The organism is Pantoea wallisii (assembly GCF_002095485.1).
Taxonomy (GTDB): Bacteria; Pseudomonadota; Gammaproteobacteria; order Enterobacterales; family Enterobacteriaceae; genus Pantoea; species Pantoea wallisii.
This window is the reverse complement of sequence record NZ_MLFS01000034.1, coordinates 1-15,563: the sequence shown is the minus strand read 5'-3', so window position 1 is coordinate 15,563 and position 15,563 is coordinate 1. Positions and strand designations below refer to the sequence as shown.

Annotated in this window: 10 protein-coding genes and 2 pseudogenes; 10 read left to right on the top strand and 2 right to left on the bottom strand. The window is 57.9% G+C overall.

Annotated elements, in window-relative coordinates; genetic code table 11:
- The first annotated feature begins 22 nt into the window (after positions 1-22).
- From HA48_RS13005 to speB, 4 genes and pseudogenes are all read left to right on the top strand, one after another.
- Positions 23-1,474: a TolC family outer membrane protein gene (locus HA48_RS13005; RefSeq protein ID WP_128601691.1), complete on the top strand. Its 1,452-nt coding sequence runs from the start codon at positions 23-25 to the stop codon at positions 1,472-1,474.
- Positions 1,471-3,654 (top strand): type I secretion system permease/ATPase, encoded by a 2,184-nt coding sequence (locus tag HA48_RS13000; protein ID WP_128601690.1) that lies wholly within the window; start codon positions 1,471-1,473, stop codon positions 3,652-3,654. Before HA48_RS13005 ends, HA48_RS13000 begins: the two co-directional genes overlap by 4 nt.
- Positions 3,654-4,876, top strand: a pseudogene (locus tag HA48_RS12995) (HlyD family type I secretion periplasmic adaptor subunit). Before HA48_RS13000 ends, HA48_RS12995 begins: the two are co-directional and overlap by 1 nt.
- 144 nt (positions 4,877-5,020) lie before the next feature.
- A complete protein-coding gene (gene speB, locus HA48_RS12990; RefSeq protein ID WP_128601689.1) occupies positions 5,021-5,941 on the top strand; it encodes an agmatinase in 921 nt (306 codons plus the stop codon).
- A gap of 36 nt (positions 5,942-5,977) precedes the next feature.
- Here the strand turns inward: speB and loiP are convergent, their stop codons facing one another.
- On the bottom strand, positions 5,978-6,730 hold the full coding sequence (gene loiP, locus HA48_RS12985; protein ID WP_128601688.1) for a metalloprotease LoiP: 753 nt from the start codon (positions 6,728-6,730) through the stop codon (positions 5,978-5,980).
- A 274-nt stretch (positions 6,731-7,004) separates the two neighbouring features.
- Here loiP and tkt point away from each other — a divergent pair, with 274 nt between their 5' ends.
- The 6 genes from tkt (at position 7,005) to argO (ending at position 14,690) form a co-directional block, all read left to right on the top strand.
- On the top strand, positions 7,005-8,996 hold the full coding sequence (tkt, locus tag HA48_RS12980) for a transketolase (RefSeq protein ID WP_128601687.1): 1,992 nt from the start codon (positions 7,005-7,007) through the stop codon (positions 8,994-8,996).
- Between the two features lie 376 nt (positions 8,997-9,372).
- On the top strand, positions 9,373-10,392 hold the full coding sequence (gene epd, locus HA48_RS12975) for an erythrose-4-phosphate dehydrogenase (protein WP_128601686.1): 1,020 nt from the start codon (positions 9,373-9,375) through the stop codon (positions 10,390-10,392).
- 51 nt (positions 10,393-10,443) lie between these two features.
- The gene (gene pgk, locus HA48_RS12970; RefSeq protein WP_128601685.1) at positions 10,444-11,607 is read left to right on the top strand and encodes a phosphoglycerate kinase; all 1,164 of its coding nucleotides are present in this window, start codon (positions 10,444-10,446) and stop codon (positions 11,605-11,607) included.
- 108 nt (positions 11,608-11,715) lie between these two features.
- A complete protein-coding gene (gene fbaA, locus HA48_RS12965) occupies positions 11,716-12,795 on the top strand; it encodes a class II fructose-bisphosphate aldolase (RefSeq protein WP_128601684.1) in 1,080 nt (359 codons plus the stop codon).
- Positions 12,796-12,983: 188 nt separating this feature from the next.
- A complete protein-coding gene (gene mscS / locus HA48_RS12960; protein ID WP_128601683.1) occupies positions 12,984-13,856 on the top strand; it encodes a small-conductance mechanosensitive channel MscS in 873 nt (290 codons plus the stop codon).
- Between the two features lie 210 nt (positions 13,857-14,066).
- Positions 14,067-14,690: an arginine exporter ArgO gene (gene argO / locus HA48_RS12955; RefSeq protein WP_128601682.1), complete on the top strand. Its 624-nt coding sequence runs from the start codon at positions 14,067-14,069 to the stop codon at positions 14,688-14,690.
- On the opposite strand, the pseudogene HA48_RS12950 reads toward argO, so the two are convergent.
- Positions 14,669-15,563 (bottom strand): annotated as a pseudogene (locus HA48_RS12950) (FAD-dependent oxidoreductase); the annotation flags it as partial. The gene argO and the pseudogene HA48_RS12950 overlap by 22 nt on opposite strands.

The following is a 15,563-nucleotide window of genomic DNA, read 5'->3' as shown; positions in this document are numbered from 1 at the left end:
TATTTTGACTGGTGGACAATCGATGGATCTGATGCACTCCGGCGCAACTTCTCGCCGTTCCTGTAAGCTCCGCGTACTCTGCGCGGGCCTCGTTTTATTTCACAGTTCTCATCTTCTTGCTGCCAGTGATGCCCTTACGCGTGCCGGATACATAAGCCCGGCAGGGCTGGCGCAACAGCAGGAGCTTCCGTCATTAACCGGTCAGGTGGCCGAGCCCGCGCTGGCAAATGTGCCCGATACCTTAACCATCAGCCAGGCGGTGCAGCGCGCCATTCAGTGGCATCCCGATGTGGCGCAGGCCATTGGCCGGATGCTGGAGCAGGCCAATCAGGTCGATGTGGCGAAAGCCAAATACTATCCGCAAATCAGCGGCGGGATGAATAACGGCTACAGTAACGCTTACTCAGAAAAGGGCTTTAGCCCCTCGTTTGTGCTGTCGGTGTCGCAGATGCTGTACGACTTCGGCAAAGTCAGCAGTTCGGTGCGCTCCGCTGAAGCGGGCGTGGCGCAGGAGCAGGCCAATGTGCTGGTCAGTATTGATACCGTTGCGCATGACACGGCGGCCGCCATCGTGCAGGTGCAGGGGTATCAGCGGCTGGTAAAGATTGCGCAGGATCAGCTGGCGGCGCTGAGCAAAATTGGCGAGCTGGCGCGGCAGCGCAACGAGGAGGGCGCCGCTTCGCTCTCGGACGCTACGCAGACGGATGCGCGTATTGAAGGCGCGCGCACAATCCTGACGCAGTATCAGGCCAGCCTTGCACGCTGGCGCGCCACGCTGGCAACCTACCTTGGCTGGCCGCTGGTAAAGCGCGTGAGCGATGATTTCCCGACGAACCTGACGCGATCCTGCGCGGTCGGTAAAGCCGATGATAAGACCAACCCGGCGGTGCTGGCGGCCTGGGCGCAGGCGAATCAGGCGCAGGCCAAGCTGGATAACGCGAATGCACAGAACCTGCCGACTATCTCGCTGGAGCCGCAGGTGACGCACTATCTCAATAACCACTATTCCGGCAGCGAAACGCTGGATCGTACCCAGTATCAGGCATTTGTCAGAGTAGAAATGCCGCTGTATCAGGGCGGCGGCATCACCGCCGCGCGCGATGCGGCAGCGAATGCGCTGCAGGCAGCCAATGCAGCGGTAAACTCTGCGCGCCTGAAAGCGCGGCAGCAGCTGAGCGAATCGCAAAACGAAGCGCTCAGCCTGTCGCAGAGTCTGGCCATCATGGCGCGGCAGCAGACGCTGGGGGAGAAAACTCAGCAGCTGTATCAGGATCAGTATCTGCAGCTCGGTACGCGTCCGCTGCTGGATGTGCTCAACGCCGAGCAGGAGGTGTTCCAGACCCGCTTTACCCTGCAGCAAACCATCAGTCAGTTACGCTCACTGCAGCTCGACTGCTTATACAGCACCGGGCAGATGCGGTCGGCATTTGCGCTGAATAATCAACGCATTCAGTCCGTGGAGATTCAGCCATGACACAACTACAACTTCCCGATGCGCCCAACGGTAGCACCGACAGCGCGACCGGCGGCGATGTGCCGCTCAACGGCTGGGCTACGGCGATTATCCTGATCGCCACTCACTACCGCTTGCCCTGCTCGCCGGGCATGATCATGGCGGCCAGCGAGTGGCAGGGTAAGCAGACGCGCGATAAGGCGCTGCGCCACCTGGCGCGGCAGGCCGGTTTATCGCTACAGCTCTATGAAGAGAATCAGTGGGAGATCACCAGCTGGCGCCTGCCGCTGGCGATTGAGCTGAGCGACGGTCAGGTGGGCGTGATCACCAGTTTTGACGGTGACGATGAGGTGCGCGTCCATTTTGCCGGTGATGAACAACCGGCGCCGATTGCGCTGGCGAACCTGCTACCGGAGATCCGCTTTGCCGCCGCGCTGCGGCCGGTAACCGCCGCGAAAGACAGCCGCGTTGATCGCTATCTCGCCACGGTAAAACCAGACTGGCTGCGCCGCCTGGTGCTGCACGATATGCGCCCTTACGGTTACGTGATGCTGGGATCATTTCTGATCAACCTGCTGGCGCTGGTCGGCATCATCTTCTCCATGCAGGTGTATGACCGGGTGATCCCGGCGCAGTCCTACCCGACACTCTATGTGCTCTACATTGGCGTGATCATCTCGGTGGTGTTTACCTACATTCTGCGTGTCGGGCGCGATCACGTGACCGATCTGCTGGGCAAGCGCGCCGATATGCGCGTCTCCGATCGCGTATTTGGTCACGCGCTGCGTCTGCGCAACAGCGCGGTGCCGCGCTCAACCGGTACCTTTATCTCCCAGCTGCGCGAGCTGGAAGCGATCCGCGAAATGGTGACGTCAACCACGGTAACGGCGATTGTGGATATGCCGTTCTTCCTGCTGTTTATGCTGGTGATGGCGATCATCGCGCCGCAGCTGGCGTGGATCGCACCGGTAGCCGTTCTGCTGATGATCCTGCCCGGCCTGCTGAGCCAGAAGAAGCTGGCGAAGCTGGCGCAGCAGAACCTGAAGGAGTCGACGCTGCGCAATGCAGTACTGGTGGAGAGCGTACAGGCGCTGGAGGATATCAAACTGATGCAGGCGGAAGATCGCTTCCTGCAGCAGTGGAACAGCTATATCCGCATTACCGCGCAGTCCGGCGTAGAGATGCGCAAAGTGATGCACTCGCTGATCAGCTGGGGCGTGACGGTGCAGGGGCTGGTGTACGCCAGCGTCATCGTAGTGGGCGCGCCGATGGTGATCAACGGCGATATCACCACCGGTGCGATTGTGGCGGCATCGCTGCTGTCGTCGCGCATGATTGCGCCGATGGCGACACTGTGCGGCGTGCTGGCCCGCTGGCAGCAGGTGAAAGCGGCCAAAGGGAGTCTGGATGCGTTGATGAGCCTGCCCGTGGAGAACAGCAAAGACGAGACGCGCATTCACTGCCCGGTGCTGTTTGGTCACTATCAGTTCACCGATGCTATGTTCCGTTACTACACCGATTCGCTGACGGTGGCGCTGCGGATCAAAACTCTCACCATCAAACCCGGGGAGCGCATCGCGGTACTGGGGCGCAACGGCTCCGGTAAATCAACGCTGCTGCAGGCGATGGCGGGCGGGATGGATCTGGTTGGCGGGGAGCTGCGGCTCGATAACCTCAGCCTGCCGCATATCGATGTGGCCGATGTGCGCCGCAATGTCGGGCTGCTGACGCAGAATGCGCGGCTGTTCCACGGCACGCTGCGCGAGAATCTGACCATGGGTGCGGCACACGCTACCGACGATGCGATCTTTGGCGCGCTGACGGTGAGCGGCGGGGCAGAGTTTATCCGCCGGCTGCCGCTCGGACTGGATCACCCGGTGATGGAGGGCGGTGTGGGTTTGTCCGGCGGTCAGCGCCAGTCGCTGCTGCTGGCCCGTATGCTGCTGCGCGATCCCAATATTGTGCTGCTGGATGAGCCGACTGCTGCGCTCGACGATCATACCGAGAAAGAGTTTATTGAGCGGCTCGGCGCGTGGCTCAATGGCCGCACGCTGGTGGTGGCCACGCACCGCGCAGCGATCCTGTCGCTGGTGGATCGCGTGCTGGTGCTGAAGGAGGGGCAACTGGTGATGGATAGCCCGAAAGAGAGCGCGCTGCCTGCGCCGCGCGCAAGCGAGAACCTGCCGGGGGCGCAATCATGATGAAGCAACTCCCCGCTAAACTGCGGCTGGTGACGGCCGCTGAAGTTGACTCCTCGGACGATCTGCTCGGTGAACTGAAATCAGAATCCCACTACACCGGTGCGGTGCGCCTGATCGTGATCAGCACCGCATTGATCCTGGTGACGCTGGTTTGGGCCTGGTTCGGCGTGCTGGATGAGGTCTCCACCGGCACCGGAAGGTGATTCCCAGCTCGCGTGAGCAGGTGCTGCAGTCGCTGGAGGGCGGTATTCTTACCGAACTCTACGTGCATGAGGGCGATCAGGTGCAGGCCGGCCAGGTGGTGGCAAAGCTGGATCCTACGCGCTCGCAATCCAGCGTGGGCGAGAGTGCCGCACGTTACCGGGCTGCCCTGGCGGCGGCCTCGCGCTTGCGGGCGGAAGTGAATGACGATCCGCTGACCTTTCCCGATGAGCTCAAGGCCTATCCGGATTTAATCGCCTCGGAAACGCGGCTGTATAAAACTAAGCGCGCGCAGCTTAACGATGCCACCCGGCAGTTTAATGCGTCGCTGGCGCTGGCCAACCGCGAGCTGGCGATTACGCAGCGCCTGGCAAAAACCGGCGCGGCCAGCAGTGTAGAGGTGCTGCGGCTGCAGCGTGATAAATCGGATCTGGAGCTGAAACTCACGGATATGCGTTCGCAATACTATGTGCAGGCGCGTGAAGAGCTGGCAAAAGCCAGCGCGGAAGCGGACAGCCTGGCGCAGGTGATTAAAGGGCGGGAAGACACGGTCACACGATTGACGATCCGCTCGCCGATGCGCGGCATTGTGAAAAATATCAAGGTCTCAACCGTGGGCGGCGTGATCCCGCCCAACGGGGAGCTGCTGAATATTGTGCCCATGAACGATCGGCTGCTGATTGAGGCGCGCCTGTCACCGCGCGATATCGCCTTTATCCACCCCGGCCAGCGGGCTGTGGTGAAGATCTCCGCCTACGATTACGCGATCTACGGTGGCCTGAACGGGGTGGTGGAGAGCATCTCGCCCGATACCATTCAGGATGAGGTGAAGCCCGAGATCTACTACTACCGCGTCTTTATCCGTACCGATAACGACTACGTGCAGAACAAGGCCGGTAAGCGGTTCTCCATCAGCCCGGGCATGGTCTCAACGGTGGATATCAAAACCGGTGAGAAAACCATTATGGATTATCTGATCAAACCGTTTAATAAGGCCGGCGAGGCGCTGCGCGAACGCTAAGCGTATGGAGATTGCAGGGCGTAACGATCTCCGCGATAATTGCGCTATCCCATCCCTTCCTCGTCGGGCTTAACGACGCGGAGGGGATTTTTTTCATCTATACCTTAACTGGCTAACAGCTTTACGGATTAAAGAGGACTCGTTATGTATAACACCCTGGGCAATCAGTACGACAACTCCCTGGTTTCCAATGCCTTCGGTTTCATGCGCTTTCCGGTGAACTTCCAGCCGTATGACAGCGACGCCGAATGGGTTATCACCGGCGTTCCGTTTGATGCCGCCACCTCAGGCCGTCCGGGCAGCCGCCTTGGACCGGGTGCTATCCGCCAGATCTCTACCAACCTTGCGTGGGAAGGCTGCCGCTGGCCGTGGGATTTCGATCTGCGTCAGCGTCTGAATGTCGTGGACTGCGGCGATCTGGTCTATGCGTTCGGTGATTCTCAGGATCTGTCTGACAAACTGCAGGCGCATGCGGAGAAGCTGCTGGCTAACGGCAAGCGCATGCTGACCTTTGGCGGTGACCACTACGTGACGCTGCCGCTGCTGCGTGCGCACGCCAAACACTTCGGCAAGATGGCACTGGTGCACTTTGATGCGCACACCGATACCTACTCCAACGGTCCGACTTTCGACCACGGCACCATGTTCTTCACCGCACCGAAAGAGGGGCTGATCGATCCGCAGCACTCGGTGCAGATCGGGATTCGTACTGAGTTCGATAAGAGCCTTGGTTTCAATGTGCTGGATGCGGCACAGGTTAACGATCGCAGCGTTGATGACATTCTGGCGGAAGTGAAGCGCACCGTGGGCGATCTGCCGGTCTATCTGACCTTTGACATCGACTGTCTGGATCCGGCACATGCGCCTGGCACCGGTACGCCGGTGATCGGTGGCCTGAGCAGCGATAAGGCGACCAAGCTGATCCGCGGTCTGCAGGGCATGAATATTGTCGGGATGGATCTGGTGGAAGTGGCGCCGGGGTACGATCATGCGGACCTGACGTCGCTGGCGGCGGCAACGCTGGCGCTGGATATGCTGCACGTTCAGGCAGCGAATAAGGGTTAAGGTTTTTGGCGACCCAAGAGGGTCGCCAGCTTTGGCTTATTTCCCGGCGGCAATGCGCTCGCGGATATGCTGCGCGCGCGCGGCAGAATCGGGGTGGGAATCAAACATCGAACTCTGATGGCCCTGATCCAGCTTTGCCAGCTTCTCAAAGCTGGTGGCTAAGCCCAGCGGATTGATGCCGCGCTTCTTCAGCAAATCAAACGAGTAGTCATCAGCCTGCGACTCCTGGGTTTGCGAGAACTGCGCATTCACCAGCTTCTCACCCATTTCACCCAGCTGTGACTGCGAGAGCGAACCAATCACGCCGCCCACGGAGGCTGCGGCATTGCGCGCTGCGGTTGTGGCAAACGCAACCTGCATCGCTTTACGCGTATGGCCAAGCGCCACGTGCCCCATCTCGTGGCCGAGCACGCCTTCCACTTCGTTATCGGTCATCATATCCATCAGGCCGCTGTAGACGCGGATACAGCCATTTGCCATCGCCCAGGCGTTCACGTCTTTCGTCATGTAGACCTTGTAGTTAGCCGGCACGCCGTTGATGTTATCGCCCAGCGCGGTGGCGATCTTATTCAGACGCTGCTGGTAGCTGCTGCTGGCGGCAGCCACCTGATTATCTTTATCCATCTGCGTACAGGACTGATCGCTCAGCTCTTTAACCTGCGCATCACTCAGGGTATAAGCCTGAAACGCCTGCGCGCCAGACTGCAACAGGCCGTTGTTATTCATACCTTCGCAGCCGCTGAGCAGCGCAGCCATTCCCAGAGCAAGCACCGTAGCTCGTACTTTCATATCAGCATCCTTTTAAGTAACAAGTAGTTAAAAAAACACCCGAAAACGATTGCAGGTGTTTAAACGCTTTGGTTATAGCGTGCAACAGCCATGTTGGCTAGCAGACATGGCCGGAATTGCAACCTCTGACCAGCAGATTTAGCACCCTGGTACATGTACTTTCCACCCGATTTTCATGTACATTGATGTGCGACTTTTTTCTCGCTTCGCCTTATAACTGATTAATTACAATAAGTTAAGCGCGGCGGAGCATTAATCCGACCTGGAGTAGAAGATGCCCTCTCGTAAAGAGCTTGCCAACGCCGTTCGCGCGTTAAGTATGGATGCAGTACAGAAAGCCAAATCGGGACATCCGGGTGCCCCGATGGGCATGGCGGACATCGCTGAAGTGCTGTGGCGTGACTTCCTGAACCACAATCCGACTAACCCGCTGTGGGCAGATCGCGACCGCTTTGTGCTGTCGAACGGTCACGGCTCCATGCTGATTTACAGCCTGCTGCACCTCACCGGTTACGATCTGCCGATGAGCGAGCTGCAGAACTTCCGTCAGCTGCACTCTAAAACCCCAGGTCACCCGGAGTACGGCTACACCGCAGGTGTGGAAACCACCACCGGCCCGCTGGGCCAGGGCATCGCTAACGCGGTTGGCTTCGCCATTGCTGAGCGTACGCTGGCGGCGCAGTTCAACCGTCCGGGCCACGATATCGTTGATCACAGCACCTATGTCTTCATGGGCGACGGCTGCATGATGGAAGGCATCTCGCACGAAGTGTGCTCCATCGCCGGTACGCTGAAGCTGGGCAAACTGGTCGCGTTCTATGATGACAACGGCATCTCTATCGATGGTCACATTGATGGCTGGTTCACCGACGACACGGCTGCACGTTTTGAAGCCTACGGCTGGCATGTGGTGCGCGGCGTAGACGGTCACGATGCTGACGCCATCAAAAAAGCGGTTGAAGAGGCCAAAGCGGTCACCGATAAGCCATCACTGCTGATGTGCAAAACCATTATCGGCTTCGGTTCCCCGAACAAAGCCGGCACCCACGACTCGCACGGCGCGCCGCTGGGCGACGACGAGATCGCGCTGACCCGCAAACAGCTGGGCTGGAACCACGCACCGTTCGAAATCCCTTCTGAGATCTATGCCCAGTGGGATGCGAAGGAAGTAGGCCAGGCAAAAGAGCGCGCATGGGACGAGAAGTTTGCCGCTTATGCCGCAGCCCATCCGGAGCTGGCTGCCGAGTTTACACGCCGCGTGAATAACGAACTGCCGGCAAACTGGGAGACCGAATCGCAGAAGTTCATCGAGCAGCTGCAGGCGAACCCGGCGAAAATTGCCAGCCGTAAAGCCTCGCAGAACGCCATTGAAGCCTTCGGCAAACTGCTGCCAGAGTACCTGGGCGGCTCCGCTGACCTTGCGCCGAGCAACCTGACCATGTGGTCTGGCTCGAAACCTATCAACGAAGATGCAGCGGGCAACTACATCCATTACGGCGTGCGCGAGTTCGGCATGACCGCGATTGCCAACGGTATCGCGCTGCACGGTGGTTTCCTGCCGTACACCGCGACCTTCCTGATGTTCGTCGAGTACGCTCGTAATGCAGCGCGTATGGCCGCGCTGATGAAAATTCGTCAGATCATGGTCTATACCCACGATTCGATTGGCCTGGGTGAAGATGGTCCGACGCACCAGCCGGTTGAGCAGATGGCCAGCCTGCGCACCACGCCAAATATGAGCCTGTGGCGCCCGTGCGACCAGGTTGAATCCGCCGTGGCATGGAAGTACGCGATTGAGCGTATGGATGGCCCGTCAGCGCTGATCTTCTCCCGTCAGAATCTGGCGCAGCAGGATCGTACGGCTGAGCAGCTGGCGAACGTAGCGCGCGGCGGTTACGTGCTGAAAGAGAGCGAAGATACGCCAGAGCTGATCCTGATCGCCACCGGTTCAGAAGTGGAGCTGGCGGTAGCGGCCTTTGAGCAGCTGACCGCAGAGGGGCGTAAAGTGCGCGTGGTGTCTATGCCATCCACTGACGCCTTTGACAAGCAGGATGCGGCATACCGCGAATCCGTGCTGCCGAAAGCGGTTGCGGCACGCGTGGCTATCGAAGCGGGCATCGCTGACTACTGGTTCAAATACACCGGCCTGCACGGCGCGATTGTGGGCATGACCACCTTTGGTGAGTCTGCGCCGGCAGAGCTGCTGTTTAAAGAGTTCGGTTTCACCGTGGAGAACGTGGTGAATGTAGCGAAATCCATTCTGTAATCAGCGGTCGCCATGAATGGCGACCCTACAGAACTGAAAGCGTGGTCTGATCTTTCCGACCACCGTGAACCCCGGGGTGCGCATTCATGCGCACCCTGTTTCATTGCCTTCCACGTTTCCAACCTGAAACGGTTCAATTATTCCTGCAGTAATAATTCCTCTGCGCAAAATTGTGACGCAGATCCAATAATCAGCAGCGCAGTTGATCACAATCATTCCTGTTATTCCTTCCATGCTTTATTCTCGCTGAACCGTTTCAGTTGCAGGTGAGTAGCCCTCTTTTGTCACCCGCTGCAGGCAAGAATTCCCTGTACAAAACGTAGCGAAACGCTCAAGGTATTTGGCACGTTTTTTAGGTGTTGTGGCAGGAAGTGAGATGACGGTTCGCATCGCTATCAATGGTTTTGGTCGTATCGGGCGCAATGTTTTGCGTGCGCTGTATGAAACCGGCCGCCGCGCGGAGATCACCGTGGTGGCCATCAACGAACTGGCAGAAGCCGTCGGCATGGCGCATCTGCTGAAGTATGACACCAGCCACGGCCGTTTCGCCTTTGATGTACGCCAGGAGCGTGACCAGCTGTGGGTAGGCGATGACACCATCCGTATCCTGCATCAGGCGGAGATCGCGGCACTGCCGTGGCGGGAGCTGAACGTCGATATCGTGCTGGATTGCACCGGCGTGTACGGCAGCCGCGCCGACGGGGAAGCGCATCTGCAGGCGGGGGCGAAGAAAGTGCTGTTCTCGCACCCGGGCGGCAACGATCTGGATGCGACGGTAGTGTTCGGCGTGAACGAACAGGCTCTTAAACAAACTGACCGCATTGTCTCCAACGCATCCTGTACCACCAACTGCATTATTCCGGTGATCAAGCTGCTGGATGACGCCTTTGGCATTGAGTCGGGCACCGTGACCACGATTCACTCCGCGATGCATGACCAGCAGGTGATTGACGCCTACCACAGTGACCTGCGCCGTACGCGCGCCGCCAGCCAGTCGATCATTCCGGTGGATACCCGTCTTGCCGCAGGCATCACGCGTATTTTTCCGAAATTTAACGATCGCTTTGAAGCGATTGCCGTGCGCGTACCGACAATTAACGTGACAGCCATTGATTTGAGCGTGTCGGTGCGTGACGCGGTGAAGGCGTGCGAGGTCAACGCCTTGCTGCAAAACGCGTCAGAGGGGGCATTTCGTGGTATAGTTGACTATACGGAATTACCGTTAGTCTCAGTAGATTTTAACCATGATCCGCACAGTGCCATAGTGGACGGCACGCAAACGCGGGTCAGTGGTCATCACCTTATCAAGACCCTGGTCTGGTGTGACAACGAATGGGGCTTTGCTAATCGTATGATCGACACCACGTTAGCAATGGCCGCAAGCGGTTTCAGGTAAGACGCGGACTGCGTCTGGCAAAACTTATGAGAATCAACGAGAGGATTCACCATGTCTGTAATTAAGATGACCGATCTGGATCTTGCTGGTAAACGCGTTCTGATCCGTGCCGATCTCAACGTGCCAGTGAAAGAGGGGAAAGTGACGTCAGATGCACGTATCCGTGCTTCTCTGCCTACCATCGAAGCGGCGTTGAAACAGGGCGCGAAAGTGATGGTTACCTCTCACCTGGGTCGTCCGACCGAAGGTGAATACAACGAAGAGTTCTCCCTGCTGCCTGTTGTTAACTACCTGAAAGAAAAACTGAACGGCACCCAGGTTACCCTGGCAAAAGATTACCTTGACGGCGTTGAAGTCGGCGCGGGCGAGCTGGTGGTGCTGGAGAACGTGCGCTTCAATAAAGGCGAGAAGAAAGACGACGAGACGCTGTCGAAGAAGTATGCGGCCCTGTGCGACGTCTTCGTGATGGACGCCTTCGGTACGGCGCACCGCGCGCAGGCTTCTACCCACGGTGTGGGCAAGTTCGCGCCTATCGCCTGTGCGGGTCCGCTGCTGTCTGCGGAGCTGGAAGCGCTGGGCAAAGTCATGAGCAACCCGGAGCGTCCGCTGGTGGCAGTGGTGGGCGGCTCTAAAGTCTCAACCAAATTTGATGTGCTGCAGTCGCTGGTGAAGATCGCAGACACCGTGATTGTGGGCGGTGGTATCGCGAATACCTTCGTGGCGATCGACAACAACGTGGGCAAATCCCTGTACGAGCCAGACTTCGTGGAAGCAGCGAAAACGCTGCGTGATGAGCACGGCATTCCGGTGCCGACCGACTCCCGCGTGGGCACGGAATTCTCTGAAACTGCACCAGCAACCGTGAAAAAGGTTTCTGAAGTGGCAGATAACGAAGAGATTATGGACTTCGGCGACGAAACCGCACAGGCGATGGCAAAACTGCTGAAAGATGCCAAAACTATCCTGTGGAACGGCCCGGTTGGCGTGTTCGAGTTCCCGAACTTCCGTAAAGGGACTGAGATTGTGGCGAACGCCATTGCAGACAGCGATGCATTTTCGGTTGCCGGTGGCGGCGATACCCTGGCAGCGATTGATCTGTTCGGTATCGAAGACAAGATCTCCTACATCTCTACCGGCGGCGGCGCATTCCTTGAGTTCGTGGAAGGCAAAAAACTGCCTGCTGTAGCGATGCTGGAAGAGCGCGCAAAGCAGTAATTTTTGGGGGCGGCACTCCGGTGCCGTCTGAAGGCTGGCCTTCATGGTGAAGGCAACAAATCGATGTCCCCTTAATGGGATGAACGATAAACGAAACAGGACACAACCATGTCTAAAATTTTTGATTTCGTAAAACCCGGCGTTGTCACTGGTGATGACGTTCAGAAGATCTTCAAAGTAGCGAAAGAAAACAAATTCGCTCTGCCAGCAGTTAACTGCGTCGGCACGGACTCCATCAACGCGGTACTGGAAGCTGCGGCCAAAGTTAAAGCGCCGGTCATCGTTCAGTTCTCCAACGGTGGTGCTGCCTTCATCGCCGGTAAAGGTTTCAAAACCGATAAGCCACAGGGCGCGGCAATCTTCGGCGCTATCGCCGGTGCGCACCATGTGCATCTGATGGCTGAGCAGTACGGCGTGCCGGTTATCCTGCATACTGACCACTGTGCGAAAAAACTGCTGCCATGGATCGACGGTCTGCTGGATGCCGGTGAAGAGCACTTCAAGAAAACCGGTAAGCCACTGTTCTCTTCACACATGATTGATCTCTCCGAAGAGTCACTGGAAGAGAACATCGAGATCTCCTCTAAGTACCTGGCGCGCATGGCGAAGCTGGACATGACGCTGGAGATTGAACTGGGTTGCACCGGCGGCGAAGAAGACGGCGTGGACAACAGCCATATGGACGCTTCTGCCCTGTACACCCAGCCAGAAGACGTGGACTACGCTTACACCGAGCTGAGCAAAATCAGTCCGCGCTTCACCATTGCCGCCTCTTTCGGTAACGTGCACGGCGTGTACAAGCCAGGCAACGTAAAACTGACCCCAACCATTCTGCGTGATTCGCAGAAATACGTGGCTGAGAAGCACGGTCTGCCGCACAATGCGCTGGACTTCGTGTTCCACGGTGGTTCCGGTTCTTCTGCAGCAGAGATCGAAGAGTCTATCAGCTACGGCGTGATCAAGATGAACATCGATACCGATACCCAGTGGGCAACCTGGGACGGCATTCTGCAGTACTACAAAACTAACGAAGCCTATCTGCAGAGCCAGCTCGGTAACCCGAACGGCGTCGATAGCCCGAATAAGAAATACTACGATCCACGCGTCTGGCTGCGTGCTGCACAATCCTCCATGGTTGTGCGTTTAGAGCAGGCTTTCAAAGAGCTGAACGCGGTAGACGTGCTGTAATTTTTACTTACAGTACAAAAAAGGCCCGGAAGGGCCTTTTTTTATGCGTCCGGTCGGAAAAAGTGAAGCAATTCAGCGCAACTTTGGCGCTTCGTCACATTATTGTTTACCCTTGTTAGCGGGAGTGTCGGATCGAATCTGGCAGTTTTTGTACTTTCCTGCGGGAAACTCAACAACAGGGCTAACAAATGGAAGATCTCAATGTCGTTAACGGCATTAACAATGCAGGTGGCTGGCTGGTACGCAATCAGGCGCTGATCCTGAGCTACGCGGTGAATATCGTTGCCGCGATCATTACTATCATTATCGGGATGTTCATCGCGCGCATTATCTCTAATGCGGTGAACCGGGTACTGCTGGCGCGTCATATTGATGCCACGGTTGCCGATTTCCTCTCCGCGCTGGTGCGCTATGGCGTTATTGCCTTCACCATTATCGCTGCCCTGGGCCGCGTGGGCGTACAAACCGCTTCGGTCATTGCCGTACTGGGTGCTGCCGGTTTAGCCGTTGGCCTGGCGCTGCAGGGTTCGCTCTCCAACCTGGCGGCTGGCGTACTGCTGGTGACTTTCCGTCCTTTCAAAACCGGTGAGTTTGTCGATCTCGGTGGCGTGATGGGCACCGTGCAGAACGTGCAGATTTTCTCTACCACGCTGAAAAGCGCTGACGGTAAAATCGTGGTGGTGCCGAACGGTAAAATTATCAGTGGTAATATCATTAACTTCTCGCGTGAGCCGATCCGTCGTAACGAGTTCATTATTGGCGTGGCGTATAACGCCGATGTGGATCAGGTGATTGCGCTGCTGCGTGAAGTGGTAGAAGCCGACGAGCGCGTGCTGAAGGAGATGGGCATTCAGATTGGCCTGAATGAGCTGGCCGCCTCTTCGCTCAACTTTGTGGTGCGCTGCTGGAGCAAAAGCGGTGATCTGCAGAACGTTTACTGGGATCTGATGAAGAACTTCAAGCGTACGCTGGATGCGCACGGCATCGGTATCCCTTATCCGCAGATGGATGTGCATCTGCATCAGGTTAAGAGCGAACAGCTGCCTGCGCGCGCTGAATAGTGCCGAAGATTGTGGTGGTGCGCATGAATGCGCACCCTACAACACGCACTGGTGGGATGGATGTTAAATCCCGCGCCGTTTACGGTATCCATTGTCATAACGCTTCACCGCTATCACTTCTGCTAATACCCGATTAAATCTTTCAATTTCCGCTAATATCCGCGCATCTTTATACTGCAGAGCATCTTCACGTTATGCAGGAATATCACCGTGTTATCTGTTTATTTACAAGGCCTTGCTCTGGGGGCAGCGCTAATTCTGCCGCTGGGGCCGCAGAACGCATTTGTGCTCAATCAGGGTATCAAACGCCACTACCACTTAATGACGGCGTCGCTCTGTACGCTTAGCGACATCGCGCTCATCTGCGGGGGGATTTTTGGCGGCAGCGCGCTGCTCAATCAATCACCCATGCTGTTAATGCTGATTACCTGGGCCGGCGTGGCGTTTCTGCTGTGGTACGGCTGGGGCGCGCTACGCAGCGCCTGGCAGGGCGATGTGACGCTGGCAAGCGATGATGCGCTGAAGCAGGGGCGCTGGCGCATTGTTGCCACCATGCTGGCCGTCACCTGGCTCAATCCGCATGTCTATCTGGATACGTTTGTGGTGCTGGGCAGCCTGGGTAGCCAGCTGCCGTCAACGGAAGCGCGGCGCTGGTTTGCGCTGGGCACGGCCAGCGCATCGCTGTTCTGGTTCTTTGGCCTGGCGCTGCTGGCTGCGTGGCTCTCGCCGCGCCTGCGTACCGTACGCGCACAGCGCATCATTAATCTGCTGGTCGGCGGCGTGATGTGGTTTATTGCTCTCCAGCTGGCGCGTCAGGGCATCGCCGCTTTCTGATGCAGGTGCAGGCCATACAGGGCGGGTAACGCACCCGCGCTGGCCAGCAGTTCCAGGCGAATCTGCTGAAAGCTGACGCCATCAGGAATGGCATGGTGGCGCAGCGAGTGATGGTTATCGCTCACCTCCGCCAGGAGCCTGTCATCCAGCCACAGGCGATAGTGCGTGGTGCAGTGCGGCGTAACTGCCTCAGCGTGGCCCATCTGCACCGTCTCCATCGCATGATCGAAATCGTTATCAAACAGTAAAGTGAGATGGCTGGCCTGCTGCGCGCTTTGCCACTGCCAGCTTACGCACGGCTGGCTATCGTCCGCTGCCGGAACCCAGCAGTTGGTATGTCCCTCCAGGCGCAGCTTACCGTTAAGCAGAGCGTCGCGGTGCCAGAGCCTGAGCGGCGCATCGAGCGCGAAGGCCAGCTGGATCTGATGTGGCGCACGGCGCGGCAGCCAGAAATCAAACTCATCCACGCCATAATCGCCGTCGTTAATCTGCCGGGTGCGTTTCGCCACGCGCGGGTTAAGGCTGTTGAACACCATCATCACGCCGGGCAGGCGCTGGCGGGTCAGTGCCACCTCAACCTCTGGCTGCTGATCGAAAGCGATAAACAGATAGCGATCGGTATCCGCGCAGTAATCAAAATTCAGCTGATAGCTGGCCTGGCCGCTCACGCTGAGGGTTTGCGTGGCGAGGGTTCGATCGCCACAGGTGTTAGTCGGTTGCTCACTGGTGAGCAGCGAGACCTGTAGCGGCTGGGGCCGCGCGGCACGAAGCTGCACGGTAATCGCCGGTAAACGTTCGCCCGCTTTCAGCGGCAGCAGCAGCGCACAGCGCGAGGCGAGGGCCAGCCAGCCGCCGTCAGCGGGCAGGGCGCGC

Bases quoted from the DNA above. Each gene is read 5' to 3' on its own strand.
- HA48_RS13005 (WP_128601691.1), top strand. From the start codon at position 23: ATGGATCTGATGCACTCCGGCGCAACTTCTCGCCGTTCCTGTAAGCTC.
- HA48_RS13000 (WP_128601690.1), top strand. From the start codon at position 1,471: ATGACACAACTACAACTTCCCGATGCGCCCAACGGTAGCACCGACAGC.
- speB (WP_128601689.1), top strand. From the start codon at position 5,021: ATGTATAACACCCTGGGCAATCAGTACGACAACTCCCTGGTTTCCAAT.
- loiP (WP_128601688.1), bottom strand. From the start codon at position 6,730: ATGAAAGTACGAGCTACGGTGCTTGCTCTGGGAATGGCTGCGCTGCTC.
- tkt (WP_128601687.1), top strand. From the start codon at position 7,005: ATGCCCTCTCGTAAAGAGCTTGCCAACGCCGTTCGCGCGTTAAGTATG.
- epd (WP_128601686.1), top strand. From the start codon at position 9,373: ATGACGGTTCGCATCGCTATCAATGGTTTTGGTCGTATCGGGCGCAAT.
- pgk (WP_128601685.1), top strand. From the start codon at position 10,444: ATGTCTGTAATTAAGATGACCGATCTGGATCTTGCTGGTAAACGCGTT.
- fbaA (WP_128601684.1), top strand. From the start codon at position 11,716: ATGTCTAAAATTTTTGATTTCGTAAAACCCGGCGTTGTCACTGGTGAT.
- mscS (WP_128601683.1), top strand. From the start codon at position 12,984: ATGGAAGATCTCAATGTCGTTAACGGCATTAACAATGCAGGTGGCTGG.